Here is a 16,000-nt window from a genome sequence, read left to right as displayed (position 1 = left end):
AATCTCGCGGATTGACAGGCAACGCGGACCCCTTTCTCACTTGCGAGCAGGAGTGTTTGACATGAACAATACAGTACAAATCCCGTCGCGTGATGTGTTGAAAGCACAGGCAAAGCGCTTGCGCAGTGACCTTGCCGACAAGGGGCAAACCATCAGCCATGCACAGGCGCTGGAGACCATCGCCCATCAATGGGGGGCACGTGACTGGAACACGCTGAGCGCGCGGACCAGCAATATCCACCCCGGTTGGTCCCCCGGCCAGCGCGTTGCGGGCCGGTATCTGGGTCATGCCTTTGCGGGGGAGGTCAAGGCCGCACGCCAGCAGGCAAACGGGTTCTGGGCGCTTACCCTGCGTTTTGACGAAGCTGTAGACGTGGTAACCTCACCGCTGTTCAGCTCGTTTCGAAGGCAGGTGAACACCACCCTTAACGCAGATGGGCATTCGCCGCAGAAAACCTCGGATGGGCAACCGCATATGGTGCTTCATCTGGCGTGACTATGACACGGGCCGCCAAATGATCAGGTGGCCCGTGTTTACCCGATTTTGGGCACCACATGGGTATGGATGGTGAAAACCACCGCTTCGGTGCGCGGTAGGCGCAGAATGCACTGCCGTTCAGAGCGGGTGAATTTTTCGATATCTCCACTGGCCTTGCGGAACGGCTGATGCAGATCTGCATCTACATAGCTAAGCCGGTTAAAGCGCCATAACGGTCGCCCTGCCCGCACCCCGTTGAACATCCGTTGAACGCGGCGGGTCAGATCCGCGTCGTATTCCGCAACCGGATCATGAATCGCGCTTAATGGCCGGTCCACCTTATCCGCCAACCGCCAATTTGCCGGGAAACAGACAATCGCAGCGGTCAGCACATGCTCTGCTCCGCGTTTCTCCAGCACGCAAATATCTTGCTGCACCAAATGTCCCAAGGTGTGCAGCGGATCATCACCATCCAACACCACGCATCGGCCGTCCGGGCAGATCACATGGTCCCTTTGCACGTCAAACCCCAGCGGCGGCAGAATGCCCAGCGCCTCTTGCAGCACTTCCTGCGCTGCGGGCAAGGCCGCTGGCGACATCCATAACACTGCATCAGGTTTCTCTGCCATCAAGGTCGCACGATACGCCATCTGGGCGGCATAGGCCTCATCCACGCGCAGCCAGTCATCCGCCGCACATGGGGATACACCGGGCAGCGCCTGAGGCTGCAACATTTCATCAGGCAGGGCATTTTGCAGGATCACAGCCATTTGGCCAACCTAACAAGACCCACGGCAGAGTCCCGCAAAAACGACATGGAAAAACGTCGCTCTTTGCCATCCACCCCATGTAAATTCCGTCAAGCTGTTCCTCATCCCAAGCGAGGAGGCCGTCATGACCGCGCACTACAGCGACACCCGCAAAATCGACCCCGACAAAGGCAGCCACTTGCCAGATGGATCCCCCAATCGTGCCAACCGTGTCGAGATCGGCCCCACCCTGCTGGCTTTTCGCGAATGGGAAACGGCGGGGCTGATCCTGCCCAATCTGGAAACCATGCGCCGGTTTCGTTGGGAGCGACTGACGCGGCATATCGTTGAACGGGGCTACGGCGGCTTGTTGATGTTTGACCCTTTGAACATCCGCTATGCCACCGACAGCACCAATATGCAGCTGTGGAACACCCACAACCCGTTTCGCGCCGTGTTGCTTTGTGCGGATGGCTATATGGTGATCTGGGATTACAAGAACTCCCCCTTTCTCAGTGAATTCAACCCCTTGGTGCGCGAGCAACGCTCTGGCGCTGATCTGTTTTATTTTGATCGCGGCGATAAGGTGGATGTGGCAGCAGATGTGTTCAGCAACGAGGTGTGCACCCTGATCAGGGCACATTCAGGCGATAATATGCGCCTTGCTGTGGATAAGATCATGCTGCACGGGCTGCGCGCGCTTGAGGCGCAGGGGTTCGAGATCATGGATGGTGAGGAAGTTACCGAGAAAAGCCGTTCGGTGAAAGGCCCGGACGAGATCCTCGCCATGCGCTGTGCCTCGCATGCCTGTGAAACTGCGGTAAAAAAGATGGAGGATTTCGCCCGCAGTGAGGTCCCGAAGGGACACACCTCCGAAGATGACATCTGGGCCGTGATGCATGCCGAGAACATCAAACGCGGTGGCGAATGGATCGAGACGCGCCTGCTGACATCCGGCCCGCGCACCAACCCCTGGTTTCAGGAATGTGGCCCCCGCATCGTACAGAACAATGAAATCGTCGCCTTTGATACCGATCTTGTGGGCAGCTACGGCATCTGCATCGACATCTCGCGCACCTGGTGGATCGGTGATGAGAAACCCCGCCCTGATATGATCTATGCGATGCAACATGGTGTCGAGCACATCCAGACCAATAAACAGATGCTGAAAGCGGGTGTGATGATCCCCGAACTGACAGCGGGGACTCATGTGCTGGACGCGCAGTTTCAGGCAGGCAAATACGGCTGCCTGATGCATGGGGTGGGTCTGTGTGATGAATGGCCCTTGGTCGCCTACCCCGATCACGCGGTCGCAGGGGCCTATGACTATCCGCTTGAGGCCGGCATGGTGCTTTGCGTTGAAGCGCTGGTCCAGCCGGAAGGCGGCGATTTCGCGATTAAGCTGGAAGATCAGGTGCTGGTGACCGAAGACGGGTTTGAGGATCTAACCAGCTATGAATTTGACCCGGCGTTGATGGGACAGGGTTAAAGGAACCTGCAGGGCAGTTGGAAACTGCCCTGCCCTTCGATACCTATTGCCCCAAAGCCTGCCCCAGATCAGCGATCAAATCATCCGCATCCTCGATCCCTACGGACAGGCGCAGCAACCCTTCGGGAATGCCGGTGTGCGGCTCGATTGTGTGGCGGTGTTCAACCAGACTTTCGACCCCGCCCAAAGACGTGGCGCGGTGAAACAACTGCAAGCGGCCAACCGCGCGCAGGGCGGCTTGCGCTTCGCCCTTCACAACAAAAGACAGAAGCCCGCCAAAGCCACCTTTCATCTGCTGCCGGGCAATCTCATGTCCCGGATGATCCGACAGGCCGGGATATAGCACGGTTTCAACATTCGGGTGATCCGACAGAAACTCGGCCAAGCGCATAGCATTGCCCGACATTTCCCGCATCCGCAATGGTAAGGTCCGCATCCCGCGTGTCAGCAACCATGCCTCCATCGGGCCCAGCACCGCCCCCGCCATGTCACGATCCGCGCGTATGGCCTGCCACATCGGGCGATCATGATCGCGTACCGACAATGAACCAGCCAGCACATCGGAATGACCATTGATCCCTTTGGTGGCAGAATGCATCACGATATCCGCTCCCAGCGCCAAGGGCTGGCTCAACACCGGTGAGGCAGCGGTGCTGTCAACAACCAGCGCAGCACCAACATTATGGGCAATCTGCGCTGCCCCTGCCACATCAGTGATCCGCAACCACGGGTTTGACGGGGTTTCGACCCAGACCAGTGTTGGCCGGTGTTCTGCGCAGACCGCCGCCAGCGCCGCCGCATCAGAGGCTTCAACCTCATGCAGGGTGATCTGACGCCTTTCACAGAAATCCCTGATCCAGGCAGTTGTACCCCAGTAGATCTGACGTTGTACCACCACTGCGCCGCCGGTCGGCACGGTGCGAAACACCGCCGCCACTGCCGCCATGCCGGATGGAAACAACAGAGTTTCCGCCGCCCCTTCCAGGGCAGACAACAGCCGCTCGGCCACCCGCGTGTTCTCATTATGAGACCGCAGATAGATGTTATCCCCATTCAGCGGCGCATAATCCGCGCCCCGCAAAAAGGTCGTCGCCATATGGACCGCAGGCACCACCCCTGCGGTTTCACCATCAATTGCACCTGCGGCTTGGGCGGCAAGGGTGGCAGGCCGCATCGGGGGTTTGGGCGTATCGGACAAGGGGCGCATCCTCGTGGTTAATCAATCCCTTGTTGCTACACCTGCCCCGCGCCACAGGCAATCACTGTCACGACAGGTGCCATCACGTCACGCCCGCGTGAGGGCGCTGACACAGGGCTTGCACCATGGTACCGCATCGCACACCTTTCTCCCACCTGATCGGAGAACCCCCATGCCCCCCCAACGTGTCACCTTTCCGGGCCATAATGGCGATATGCTGGCCGCGCGGCTGGATCTGCCGGATGGCCCCCATCTGGCCACCGCCCTGTTTGCCCATTGCTTTACCTGTGGCAAGGACATCCCCGCTGCCCGCAGGATCGCCGCACGCTTGGCCGGCATGGGCATTGCTGTGCTGCGGTTTGATTTCACCGGGTTGGGCCACTCAGAGGGGGAGTTCGCCAATACCTCCTTCACCTCCAACGTGGATGATCTGATTGCCGGCTGCAGCTATCTGGAAGGTCGGGGCATGCCGCCTTCGCTGATGATCGGCCATTCGCTGGGCGGCGCGGCTGTCCTCAAAGCTGCCGCACAGCTGGACCAGATCAAGGCGGTCGCCACCCTCGGGGCCCCCTTCGATCCCGCCCATGTCACCCATAATTTTGCGGAAGCCCTGCCCAAAATCAAATCCGACGGCCTCGCCGAAGTCTCGCTAGGCGGACGCCCTTTCAAAATCGGCAAGGGGTTTGTCGAGGATGTGGCACAGGAAACCCTGACACCGGCCATCGCTGGCTTGAACGCTGCATTGCTGATCCTGCATGCCCCACGTGACGCGATCGTCAGCATCGACAATGCCGGCCAGATCTTCACCGCCGCCAAACACCCCAAAAGCTTTGTCACACTGGATGATGCCGACCATCTGATCACCGCCACAGCAGACGCTGAATATGCCGCGGATGTCATTGCCACCTGGGCGACGCGCTATCTCAAACTTGCGCAGCCCGCTCCGCCGCCTGCCACCCCGGAAGGCATCGTGCGGGTCTCCGAAGCGGATGCCGAAGGTTTTCTGCAAGACGTCAACGCGGGCCCGATCCACCACGTGCTGGCTGATGAACCGCTGGCATATGGCGGTACCAATCGTGGCATGTCTCCTTACGGGTTCCTTTCAGCCGGTCTCGGGGCCTGCACTTCCATGACCATCCGAATGTATGCCCGCCGCAAGGGCTGGCCGCTGGAACACGTCAGCGTCGATGTCTGCCATGACAAGGTCCACGCGCAGGACGCCGAAACCGGCAGTGGCGACAAGATCGACACATGGCGCCGCCGCATCAGATTGACCGGCCCGCTTGATGCCACACAGCGCCAGCGCCTGCTGGAGATCGCTGACAAATGCCCGGTCCATCGCACCTTGGAAAAATCCTCAAAGGTGGAAACCGAACTTCTCGCCTGACCTCTCCTCTTTTTGGCCCTATATACTGTCCGCACTCTCCGCTCGCGCCCCCCGCCTGTGATTACCACAGTAACCGGACGCTAAGCCGCCGCTGCCATCTTGTCCTCCGCCCCCCATCAGTCTATGCCGCCGGTGACCCTGAAAACCGTCACAAAAAGGTGTGCCCCGCATGATCCTCCGCTATTCCCGCCCCGAAATGGTTAACATCTGGTCGGCCGCGACCAAGTTCCGCATCTGGTACGAGATCGAGGCACATGCCTGCGATGCCATGGCCGATCTGGGGGTAATCCCGCGTGAAAACGCCGAGGCCGTCTGGAAAGCCAAGGATGTTGAATTCGACGTCGCCCGGATTGACGAGATCGAGGCCGTGACCAAACATGATGTCATCGCCTTCCTGACCCATCTGGCCGAACATATCGGCAGCGACGAAGCCCGCTTTGTCCATCAGGGCATGACCAGCTCAGATGTGCTGGACACTTGTTTCAATGTTCAGCTGACACGGGCCGCCGATATTCTGATTGCCGACGTTGAAGCGCTGCTGGCTGCGCTGAAGCGCCGCGCGCTGGAACATAAGGACACGGTGCGCATTGGCCGCAGCCACGGCATCCACGCTGAACCCACAACCATGGGGCTGACCTTCGCACGGTTTTACGCCGAAATGGACCGCAACCTCGCGCGCCTGCGCGTCGCACGCGATGAGATTGCCACAGGCGCGATCTCCGGTGCGGTCGGAACATTTGCCAATATCGATCCAGCCATCGAAGAGCATGTCTGCGAAAAGCTTGGCCTGAAACCCGAACCGATTTCCACTCAGGTGATCCCCCGCGACCGCCACGCGGCCTTCTTTGCCTGTCTCGGCGTTGTCGGTTCTTCCATCGAAAACATCGCCACAGAAATCCGCCATATGCAGCGCACCGAAGTGCTGGAGGCCGAAGAGTTCTTCTCTGCCGGTCAAAAAGGCTCAAGCGCCATGCCGCATAAGCGCAACCCGGTACTGACGGAAAACCTGACCGGTCTGGCGCGCCTCTGCCGCATGTCTGTTGTGCCCGCCATGGAAAACGTCGCCCTCTGGCACGAGCGGGACATTTCGCACAGCTCCGTCGAGCGCAACATCGGCCCTGACACAACAGTCACCCTTGATTTCGCCCTTTCACGCCTGACCGGCGTCATCGACAAATTGGTGATTTACCCGGACAACATGTTGGCGAATATGAATAAATTCCGTGGCTTGGTGATGTCGCAGCGGGTTCTGCTGGCCCTGACCCAAGCGGGCGTATCGCGCGAGGATTCCTATAAGCTGGTGCAGCGCAATGCGATGAAAGTATGGGAAGAAGGCAAGGATTTCAAAACCGAGCTGCTGGCGGATGAAGATGTGCTCAAGTCCCTGAGCCCCGAAGAGATCGAAGAGAAATTCGATCTGGGCTATCACACCAAACATGTCGACACGATTTTCAAACGCGTGTTTGGCGACTGACACCCCTGAGAAACCGGCGCGTTTCTGCGCAAGTTGCCTCCGGACCCCTCCGAATGTTTCAAATATTGCGCAAACCCTGTAGGTTTGCGCAATAAATACGAGGAGACGGACCATGAAGATCAAGACGTTTATTGTTGCCCTCGCCCTGACCACCGCCCCGGGCTTGGCCTTTGCCGAAGGCTGTAGCCACGGTAAGGAAAAACAGGCGATGTCCTGTGCCGCCGGAACGGCCTATGACACCAGCACCCACAGCTGCCTGCCCGTCAATACCTGAGGCGCAACCCTTTCCCCGTGGTGCCCGGACAGGCGCTGCCCTTTGGAACATTTTTGACCAAAGGCCCGGTGTCTGCGACCAGAACGCACAGATATCTTAACCCACACGCCCTCATGGCGTTCACACAGCCGTGTTCTGAGGCAGGAAATGCTTGGCAAGTTCCGTTGATAGGCTACATTTCTGGAATTGCATTTATGGAGTCAGTTATGAAACAGTTTATTCTCGCCACCGCCGTTGCCCTGCCTTTTATGGCTTCCGGTGCCTGGGCCGCCGGGGGCGGTGATGAAACGGCTCCAAGCAAGCCGAAATGCGAAACCGGTCAGGTTTACGACAAAAAGACAAAATCCTGCGTTGCTGCGGAAGAAAGCAATCTGGACGTCGATAGCCTTTATGAAAACCTGCGTGAACTGGCCTATGCCGGACGCTATGCAGAGGCACAGGCTGTGCTGGCGCAGATGCCAGCGGAGGATGACCGCACATTGACCTATCTGGGTTTTACCAGCCGCAAAATGGGTGATGTCGACGCGGCAATGACCTATTACAACGCCGCCCTGCGGGTGAACCCTGCCAATGTGCTGGCACGTTCCTACATGGGGCAAGCGCTGGTTGAGCAGGGCAAGGTGGCGGATGCCATGTTCCAACTGCGCGAAATCCGCAACCATGGTGGCAGCGGCAGCTGGGCCGAAGCGTCTTTGCGGGCCGCCATCGCCACAGGCAAAACCTTTAATTATTAGGATTTGGCTGGTTTACCCTTCAAGGTTTCTTCATCTTTAACACCGATAAGCTCCTTAAATCATGGGGTTTGTGATAGATGAACGACATCGTTGCAATGAACAATTTCGCGCCGCTGCCCGGACTTTCGGGGGGCGGCGCGACTGTATCACTCAGCCGTCGTGCCAAGGCGGCCATTGTTGTGCGCCTGTTGCTGAACGAGGGGGCGGAGATCCCGCTGGAAGATCTGCCGGATGAGGCACAGGTGGCACTGACCCATCAAATGGGCACCATGCGAACGGTGGATCGCGACACGCTCAGCGCTGTTGTAGAGGAGTTTTCCGCTGAACTGGAAAAGATCGGATTGTCCTTCCCTTCCGGCATGGCAGGGGCTCTGGACGCGCTGGATGGTAAAATCAGCCCCCATACCGCCGCCCGTCTGCGCAAGGAGGCGGGGGTGCGCCAGTTTGGCGATCCCTGGAAACGCCTGCGCGAGTTGGGACCGGACCGGTTGTTGCCGGTGCTGGAAATCGAAAGCATCGAAGTTGCCGCTGTCATGCTGTCCAAGCTTCCGGTGTCGATGGCGGCAGAGCTGCTGGGCCGGATACCCGGCCCACAGGCGCGCCGGATTACCTATGCGGTTTCCCTGACCAATGCGGTCACCCCCGATGCGGTTGACCGGATTGGTCTGTCACTGGCCATGCAACTTGATTCCCAACCTGCCCGCGCCTTTGAGGATGATCCGGTGGAACGGGTTGGTGCCATCCTGAACTCCTCTACCTCCTTGACCCGTGACGATGTGCTGACCGGACTTGATGAAACCGATCAGGGCTTTGCCAATGCGGTGCGCAAGGCGATCTTTACCTTTGGCAATATCGCTACCCGCATCGCCGCACGCGACATTCCGCGTGTCTTGCGCGAGGTGGATCAGGCCAAATTGGTGATCGCGCTTGCCGGGGCGGAAGCCGCAGGGTTCGCTACCTCGCGGGACTTCATGCTGGAAAACATGTCGGGCCGGATGGCAGATCAGCTGCGTGAAGACATGGAAGGGGCCGGAAAGGTGAAACCCGCAGATGCAGAGGCGGCGATGTCCGATGTTGTTGATGTTATCCGCCGGATGGAACAGGCCGGCGACCTCTTGCTGATCGTTGAAGAGGACGAGGAGGAGGAAGGATAATCCGCCCCCCTCACGTAGATGCGCAAAGCTGACTTGTTGCGCAGGGGTACGCGGGCTATGTCTGGCGCAACTGCCCCAAGCGTCAGAGCCCTATGTCAGACCAACAATCCCAAGACGACCCACATGCGCAACCCGCCCAGCGGCTTGGGGATTTTTTGAGTAATGCGTTGATCGTAGGGGTGATCCGGCTTGCGCTCGCCCTGCCCTATGCCACCCGTGTCCGGTTTGTCGGCTGGCTGGTGGAACATGTGATTGGCCCGCTTGCCGGTTATCGCAAACGGGCCCTCGACAATCTGGCGCTGATCTGGCCCGAGATGCCCAAGGAACGCCACCTTGAGATTGCCCGTGGCTGTCTGAACAATGTGGGCCGTTCGTTCATCGAAAACTATTCAGCCAAGGATTTTCCCGCGCGTATGGCGCAGAACACCCCGCAAGGCCCCGGTGCAGCGGCGCTTGAAGACGCGGTAAGGGCCAACCGCCCGGTGATCCTTGTCAGCGGTCATTTCGGAAATTACGAGGCGACACGGGCCGCGCTGGTGGCACGCGGCTATGATATCGGCGGCCTCTACCGCGACATGAAGAACCCATATTTCAACGCACATTACGTCAAAACGATGGAAGCTTTTGGCGGGCCGGTCTTTCCGCAGGGGCGCAAGGGCACCGCAGGCTTTGTGCGTCACCTCAAAGACGGGGGCCAGCTGGTGTTGCTGTTTGATCAACATGTGCTTTACGCACCTGTGCTGGATTTTATGGGAGAACCCGCGCGCACGGCGCTGTCCGCCGCTGAACTCGCGCTGCGTTATGACGCGCAGTTGATTCCATTTTACGGCATTCGTCAGCCCGACGGGTTAAGTTTTGAAACCGTTCTGGAAGCGCCGGTGCCGCATTCCGACCCCACAACCATGACACAGGCCCTGAACGACAGCTTGTCGGCGCGGATCAACCAGTCGCCGGATCAATGGTTTTGGGTTCACAGAAGATGGCGCGCTGACGAGGATTAAAGCCGGAGCCAAGACTGTTATTAACATCGTAGCGCTTTCCTCTCAAGGAATGCCCGCTAGCGCAGCCGCGCCGCAGCTACAATTGGTCCGGCATTTGCCTCCTGAAGGATCACCACCGCCGGTTTGTCCCCGGCTATGGCTGTCTTGAGCGACAGCGGTGCCTTGCCGTCCCATGTGCCCAGAACGGTCCATCCCTCTACAATATTAGCGTTTTCCAAGGTCTTGCCTCGGTTTTCACCGCGTTTGATCCGGGTGGTATGGATCGGAGTGTAACGCAGCATATGAACGGTCAATGTGCCCCTGACCTTGCCAATCGCCCGCGCCTGAATGCGCAATTCATCATCTGATCGGGACAAAGCCATTTCTACCTGTTCCGGCTGGCTGGCATGTTCTGCAATGGCCTTGGCCAATTTCATCGGCTTCGCCCCGACGATATCCGTTGTTCCCCCGACGATCATCTCGGGCGTATAGATTGATCTGCGATTCCCCGCCGCCGCATAGGCCCGCTGGCGCGCCGCATGGGCGGGATCGCCAAAGGGGTCTTTCCAGCCGATGTAATCCCAGTAATCCACATGCAGTGCCAGCGCGATAACATCATCACGAGCTGCCAGCTCATGCAGGATGGCATCCGCCGGCGGGCAGCTGGAACAGCCCTGAGAGGTGTAAAGTTCAACCACCACAGGCATATCCTGCGCGACAACAGGCAATGCCGATGTCAGCATCGCAGCAAAGAAGGCAGGGAGAATTTGTTTCATGTGATTCCAGTGGCTGGCAAGGCAGGTTGCCCCATTTCTAAACGCAGGGGGATGAAATAACCAATCAAGGTTTCTTGAAACAAGTGTCACCAATACCGTGAATTTCTTCATAATCTGTACACCATGGTATACAAATATGCCCAAACCCCATGAATAGTGGTTGATTAGCCAGCGGGAGAGTGGCATTTAGGCCCCAACATCCCATAGCCAGCAGCCCAGAAAGGGACCGTTCCATGACCATTCAAGTCGGACAGGACACAGCCAAGACACGTAAAACGATCACCGCCGGTGGTCAAAGCATCGCCTATTATTCCATTCCCGCCGCGCAAGAGGCCGGTCTGGGCGATTTCTCACGCCTTCCCGCCGCGTTGAAAGTGGTGCTGGAAAACATGTTGCGTTTCGAGGATGGAAAAACCGTTACCGTCGACGATATCAAAGCATTTGCCGAATGGGGGGCCAAAGGGGGCCAGAACCCGCGCGAGATCGCCTATCGCCCTGCCCGCGTCTTGATGCAGGATTTCACCGGCGTACCGGCGGTTGTGGATCTTGCCGCGATGCGTGACGGTCTGGTGGCCCTTGGGGGTGACGCCGAGAAAATCAACCCGCTGAACCCTGTTGATCTGGTCATCGACCACTCTGTGATGATCGACGAATTCGGCAACCCGCGCGCCTTCCAGATGAACGTGGACCGCGAATATGAGCGCAACATGGAGCGCTATACCTTCCTCAAATGGGGTCAGAAGGCGTTTAACAACTTCCGCGTTGTGCCTCCGGGTACTGGTATCTGTCACCAGGTGAACCTTGAGTATCTGGCCCAGACCGTCTGGACCGACAAAGACCAGAACGGCGACGAAGTGGCCTATCCTGACACGTTGGTCGGCACCGACAGCCACACAACCATGGTCAACGGCATGGCCGTTCTGGGCTGGGGTGTTGGCGGGATCGAAGCCGAGGCCGCCATGCTGGGCCAGCCGATTTCGATGCTGATCCCCGAAGTGGTTGGTTTTGAGCTGACCGGCCGCATGATGGAAGGCACCACAGGCACCGACCTTGTGCTGAAAGTTGTTGAAATGCTGCGCGAAAAAGGCGTGGTCAGCAAATTCGTCGAATTCTACGGAGAGGGCCTTGACCACCTGCCACTGGCAGACCGCGCGACAATCGCCAATATGGCACCGGAATACGGTGCAACCTGTGGCTTCTTCCCGATTGACGGCGAAACCCTGCGCTACATGCGCACCACGGGCCGCGACGAAGACCGGATTGCGCTTGTCGAAGCCTATGCCAAGGAGAACGGCATGTGGCGCGGCGACGATTACGCGCCGATCTACACCGATACGCTGTCGCTCGACATGGGCACCATCGTGCCGGCGATTTCCGGTCCGAAACGCCCGCAGGATTATATCGCGCTGACCTCTGCCCACACCGCCTTTGCTGAATATGTCAAAGGGGTGCGTGCAGGCAAAGACGCTACCGTCAAAGAGGAAATCCGCTGGGAAGGTGAAGGCGGCCAGCCAGAGCCGCAGGATATTCCGGGCGATGAAGGCAACCACAAGCGCGGCTATGTAGAGACCGAGGATGGTCATTACCAGTTGCATGACGGGTCCATCGTGATCGCTTCGATCACCTCCTGTACCAATACATCCAACCCCTATGTGATGATCGGTGCCGGCCTTGTGGCACGCAAAGCCCGCGCGCTGGGTCTGAACCGCAAGCCTTGGGTCAAAACATCACTGGCCCCCGGCTCGCAAGTGGTTTCCGCCTATCTTGAGGCTGCGAACCTGCAGGAAGATCTGGACGCCATCGGCTTTAACCTTGTCGGCTATGGTTGCACCACCTGTATCGGCAACTCCGGCCCGCTGGAGCCTGCGATCAGCAAGGCGATCAATGATTATGACCTGATCGGCACCTCGATCCTGTCAGGCAACCGTAACTTTGAAGGTCGGATTTCGCCTGACGTGCGTGCCAACTACCTTGCCTCTCCGCCGCTGGTTGTGGCCTATGCGCTGGTGGGGGATCTGAACCACGATCTGGCAAACAGCCCGCTGGGTCAGGACAAGGATGGCAATGACGTCTACCTGCGCGACATCTGGCCCACGACACAGGAAGTGGCCGAGCTGGTCGAGCAAACCGTCACCCGCGAAGCCTTCCAGACCAAATATGCCGACGTTTTCAAAGGTGATGAAAAATGGCAGGGTGTCGAAATCACCGATGCCAAGACCTACGACTGGCCACCAACCTCGACCTATGTGCAGAACCCACCCTACTTTCAGGGCATGTCACCAGAGCCGGGTGTGATCACCAACATCGACGGGGCCAAAGTGCTGGCGGTCCTTGGTGACATGATCACCACCGACCATATTTCGCCAGCCGGGTCGTTCAAGGAAGAAACCCCCGCCGGGAAGTATCTGACAGACCGTCAGGTTTCCCCGCGCGAGTTCAACTCTTACGGTTCGCGCCGTGGCAACCATGAGGTCATGATGCGCGGCACCTTCGCCAACATTCGCATCAAGAACGAAATGCTGGACGGGGTTGAGGGCGGTTATACCAAAGGCCCCGATGGCAAGCAGACCTCGATCTATGACGCCGCCATGGCGCATCAGGAGGCAGGCACGCCGCTGGTCATCTTCGGTGGTGAGCAATATGGTGCCGGGTCCTCTCGTGACTGGGCGGCCAAGGGCACGGCCCTGCTGGGCGTCAAGGCCGTGATCGCGGAAAGCTTTGAGCGCATTCACCGCTCCAACCTTGTAGGCATGGGTGTGATCCCGTTTGAGTTCACCAATGGCGACACCCGCAAGAGCCTTGGCCTGACCGGCGAGGAAACTGTTTCGATCTCCGGTCTGGACACAATCAAACCGCTGCAGGAAGTGCCCTGCACGATCACCATGGCGGATGGCACGGTCAAAGAGATCACCCTGAAGTGCCGCATCGATACCGCGATCGAAATCGAATATATCGAACATGGTGGTGTGTTGCATTACGTGCTGCGTGACCTGGCCAAAGGTGACGCAATCGCAGCTGAATAAGCTATTTTTCTAAAAGAATAAAAAGCCCCCGCTGCACATTGTAGCGGGGGCTTTTTTCGTTATCCTCGCAGGTGTTTACTGTTGAGAGGACAGATGATGAAACCTGTTGCCCTGATTACCGGCGGTGCCCGCGGCATCGGTCGTGCCATCGCCAGCGAGCTGGCCGCAGACCACATCATCGCTGTCACCTATCACAGCACCCCGCCGAATGCGCTGCTGCGCGATCATCCAGATATCCTTGCCCTGCCCGCGGACCTTTCGCAGCCGGATGTTGCCCGCGAGATTATCCAGCAGATCGTCACTCAATTCGGCCGTCTGGATGTCATCGTGAACAATGCCGGTGCGATTGCGATGGATGATGTTGATCCGATGGCCACACTTGCCGTTAACCTCGCCGCACCGATGGCCCTGCTGGAGGCCGCCCTGCCCCATCTGCACAGCGGCGCAAGCGTGATCAATATCTCATCGGTAAATGCAGAACTGCCCGCAATGGGTGCTGCAGGCTATTCCGCCAGCAAAGCCGCGCTGAACACCTGGACACGCGGCATGGCCAAAACACTGGGTCCCAAAGGCATCCGCGTCAACGCCATCGCCCCCGGTGCCATCGAACGTAGCGAGTCCCCCCGCCCGGCGGAATTGGTAAAAGCCTTTGTCGATATGACCGCTCTGGGTCGCTCCGGCGTCCCGCAAGACATTGCAAATGTTGCCCGTTTCCTTGCTTCTGAGGCTTCCGGTTTCATCACCGGCGAGGTCATCACAGTCTCCGGTGGCTACCGGCTCTGACGGCTGGCTTCATCTTGCCAATAAACTCATGCAGGCCAGTGCCCGCACGAGTTAATCCGCCATCGCCGCCTTCAGGGCCGGTAAAAACCGCTGCTCATAGTCACTGCCCACCAGCGGCCCGGCAAAGCGGAACAATACAGTCCCGTCACCGTCCAGAATAAAGGTTTCCGGCGGCGCGGTGACGCCCCAATTGATCGCGGTACGCCCTTTCGGGTCAAAGCCAATTCCGGCGAAAGGGTTGTCATCCTCGGTCAGATATTTGGTCGCATTGGCGGCAGTATCCTTAAAGTTGATGCCAATGATCGAAATGCCTTCTGCCTGCATCTCCAACAGCTTGGGATGTTCGGCGCGGCAGGGGGGGCACCAGCTGGCCCAGAAATTCACCAAAGTGACCTCACCCGATATCACCATCTCTGCTGTGGCGACAGGATAACCCGGCAGCGGATCTGCGGGTAAGGCCGGGGCCATCTTGCCCACCAAGGTCGAGGGCAACCCTTGCGGATCATCCCGGTACATGCCCACCGCTGCCAGAGCGACAAACCCGGCAAATACCAAAGGTGGGGCCAACATAAGCGGCGAAAACCTAGCCATCTTTCTGCGTCTCCTGTTTTGCCTCTGCCTCAACCTGCGCCAACCCTGCCCGCGCAGCACGGCCCCGGCGCAGCGTCACGGCCAGCAGGACCGCAAGCAAAACCAGAGATGCCCCATAGGCCGACAAAACCTCGGCTGCGTATTTTCCCAGATCAGGCATCATAATCCACGCTCCATCCTTGTCCGAAGGGCCTGCGTGCGGCGCAGTCTGATTTCAGTGCCCGTGCGATAAAGTACAAGGGCCACGAACAGCAGGCCAAACCCCACCATGCTGATCGCCAGAGGCACAAAGAAAACGTCATCCACCGTCCGTCCGCCGGTCGCCACTGGCACCGATGTACCTTGATGCAACCCTTGGTTCCAGAACTGCACCGCATAGCGCGACAGCACCGCAAAGACCGATCCAACCAGACATAAGACCGACGTCAGATCCGCCGCCGTATCGGGGTCCTCCACCGCTTCCCACAGGGCAATATACCCCAGATAGAACAGGAACAGGATCAAAAAAGAGGTCAGGCGCGGGTCCCAGGCCCACCAGGTGCCCCACATCGGCTGGCCCCAGATGGCCCCGGTGATCAGGGCAATAAGTGTCATCACCAGCCCCACAGGGGCGGCTGCCCTGGCTGCCAATGCGCTGACATGATGACGGCGTACCAACCAAATCAGCGAGGTCAGCAGCATCATGAACCAAGCGTTGATTGCCATCAGGGCAGATGGCACATGCAGGTAAATAATCTTGACTGTAGAGCCCTGACGATAATCATCCGGCGTGCCAAAGAAACCCCAGATCAGCCCGGTGCAGACACAGAGAGCCGCAGCCCCCCATAGGTAAGGTTGCAGTTTCGCGCTGAGGGCCAAGAACTTGACCGGATTTGCATAGGACCAAATCGACATAGGCTTATCTAATCTT

Annotated in this window: 16 protein-coding genes; 10 read left to right on the top strand and 6 right to left on the bottom strand. The window is 58.5% G+C overall.

From position 1 onward, the window contains the following. The first annotated feature begins 61 nt into the window (after positions 1-61). Positions 62-496 (top strand): glyoxalase superfamily protein, encoded by a 435-nt coding sequence (locus QQL78_RS05035; protein WP_284371159.1) that lies wholly within the window; start codon positions 62-64, stop codon positions 494-496. A 38-nt stretch (positions 497-534) separates the two neighbouring features. Here the strand turns inward: QQL78_RS05035 and QQL78_RS05030 are convergent, their stop codons facing one another. After that, on the bottom strand, positions 535-1,248 hold the full coding sequence (locus QQL78_RS05030) for a heme-dependent oxidative N-demethylase family protein (protein WP_284371157.1): 714 nt from the start codon (positions 1,246-1,248) through the stop codon (positions 535-537). Positions 1,249-1,372: 124 nt separating this feature from the next. On the opposite strand from QQL78_RS05030, the gene dddP reads away from it, so the two are divergent. Beyond that, on the top strand, positions 1,373-2,716 hold the full coding sequence (dddP, locus tag QQL78_RS05025; RefSeq protein WP_284371156.1) for a dimethylsulfonioproprionate lyase DddP: 1,344 nt from the start codon (positions 1,373-1,375) through the stop codon (positions 2,714-2,716). A gap of 43 nt (positions 2,717-2,759) precedes the next feature. Here dddP and QQL78_RS05020 read toward each other — a convergent pair whose 3' ends face one another. Next, positions 2,760-3,923, bottom strand: a complete 1,164-nt coding sequence (locus QQL78_RS05020) for a trans-sulfuration enzyme family protein (RefSeq protein WP_284371154.1) — start codon at positions 3,921-3,923, stop codon at positions 2,760-2,762. A gap of 163 nt (positions 3,924-4,086) precedes the next feature. Here QQL78_RS05020 and QQL78_RS05015 point away from each other — a divergent pair, with 163 nt between their 5' ends. The 6 genes from QQL78_RS05015 (at position 4,087) to QQL78_RS04990 (ending at position 9,938) form a co-directional block, all read left to right on the top strand. After that, positions 4,087-5,301, top strand: a complete 1,215-nt coding sequence (locus QQL78_RS05015; protein ID WP_284371152.1) for a bifunctional alpha/beta hydrolase/OsmC family protein — start codon at positions 4,087-4,089, stop codon at positions 5,299-5,301. A gap of 169 nt (positions 5,302-5,470) precedes the next feature. Continuing rightward, positions 5,471-6,775: an adenylosuccinate lyase gene (gene purB, locus QQL78_RS05010; protein ID WP_284371150.1), complete on the top strand. Its 1,305-nt coding sequence runs from the start codon at positions 5,471-5,473 to the stop codon at positions 6,773-6,775. Between the two features lie 112 nt (positions 6,776-6,887). Next, the gene (locus QQL78_RS05005; protein WP_284371148.1) at positions 6,888-7,049 is read left to right on the top strand and encodes a hypothetical protein; all 162 of its coding nucleotides are present in this window, start codon (positions 6,888-6,890) and stop codon (positions 7,047-7,049) included. A 206-nt stretch (positions 7,050-7,255) separates the two neighbouring features. After that, a complete protein-coding gene (locus QQL78_RS05000; protein ID WP_284371146.1) occupies positions 7,256-7,783 on the top strand; it encodes a tetratricopeptide repeat protein in 528 nt (175 codons plus the stop codon). 77 nt (positions 7,784-7,860) lie between these two features. Beyond that, positions 7,861-8,937, top strand: a complete 1,077-nt coding sequence (locus QQL78_RS04995) for a flagellar motor switch protein FliG (RefSeq protein ID WP_284371144.1) — start codon at positions 7,861-7,863, stop codon at positions 8,935-8,937. Between the two features lie 92 nt (positions 8,938-9,029). After that, entirely contained in the window at positions 9,030-9,938 is a 909-nt protein-coding gene (locus tag QQL78_RS04990) for a lysophospholipid acyltransferase family protein (RefSeq protein WP_284371141.1), read from the top strand. A gap of 56 nt (positions 9,939-9,994) precedes the next feature. Here the strand turns inward: QQL78_RS04990 and QQL78_RS04985 are convergent, their stop codons facing one another. Next, the gene (locus QQL78_RS04985) at positions 9,995-10,693 is read right to left on the bottom strand and encodes a DUF1223 domain-containing protein (RefSeq protein WP_284371139.1); all 699 of its coding nucleotides are present in this window, start codon (positions 10,691-10,693) and stop codon (positions 9,995-9,997) included. Positions 10,694-10,926: 233 nt separating this feature from the next. Here QQL78_RS04985 and acnA point away from each other — a divergent pair, with 233 nt between their 5' ends. Next, positions 10,927-13,716 (top strand): aconitate hydratase AcnA, encoded by a 2,790-nt coding sequence (gene acnA / locus QQL78_RS04980; RefSeq protein WP_284371137.1) that lies wholly within the window; start codon positions 10,927-10,929, stop codon positions 13,714-13,716. A 96-nt stretch (positions 13,717-13,812) separates the two neighbouring features. Continuing rightward, a complete protein-coding gene (locus tag QQL78_RS04975; RefSeq protein ID WP_284371135.1) occupies positions 13,813-14,499 on the top strand; it encodes an SDR family NAD(P)-dependent oxidoreductase in 687 nt (228 codons plus the stop codon). A 51-nt stretch (positions 14,500-14,550) separates the two neighbouring features. On the opposite strand, the gene QQL78_RS04970 is transcribed toward QQL78_RS04975, so the two are convergent. The 3 genes from QQL78_RS04970 to QQL78_RS04960 are packed head-to-tail and all read right to left on the bottom strand — an operon-like array spanning position 14,551 to position 15,984. Continuing rightward, entirely contained in the window at positions 14,551-15,090 is a 540-nt protein-coding gene (locus QQL78_RS04970) for a DsbE family thiol:disulfide interchange protein (RefSeq protein ID WP_284371133.1), read from the bottom strand. Continuing rightward, the gene (ccmD, locus tag QQL78_RS04965; RefSeq protein WP_386257512.1) at positions 15,083-15,253 is read right to left on the bottom strand and encodes a heme exporter protein CcmD; all 171 of its coding nucleotides are present in this window, start codon (positions 15,251-15,253) and stop codon (positions 15,083-15,085) included. The genes QQL78_RS04970 and ccmD overlap by 8 nt, the downstream gene beginning before the upstream one ends. After that, positions 15,250-15,984, bottom strand: coding sequence for a heme ABC transporter permease (locus QQL78_RS04960; protein WP_284371131.1), 735 nt, complete (start codon positions 15,982-15,984; stop codon positions 15,250-15,252). The genes ccmD and QQL78_RS04960 overlap by 4 nt, the downstream gene beginning before the upstream one ends. Positions 15,985-16,000: the final 16 nt, after the last annotated feature.

This window comes from Sulfitobacter pacificus, from assembly GCF_030159975.1.
GTDB classification, from domain to species: domain Bacteria; phylum Pseudomonadota; class Alphaproteobacteria; order Rhodobacterales; family Rhodobacteraceae; genus Sulfitobacter; species Sulfitobacter pacificus.
Note: the sequence above shows the minus strand (reverse complement) of the source record. Positions and strands in the feature narration are given on the sequence as shown.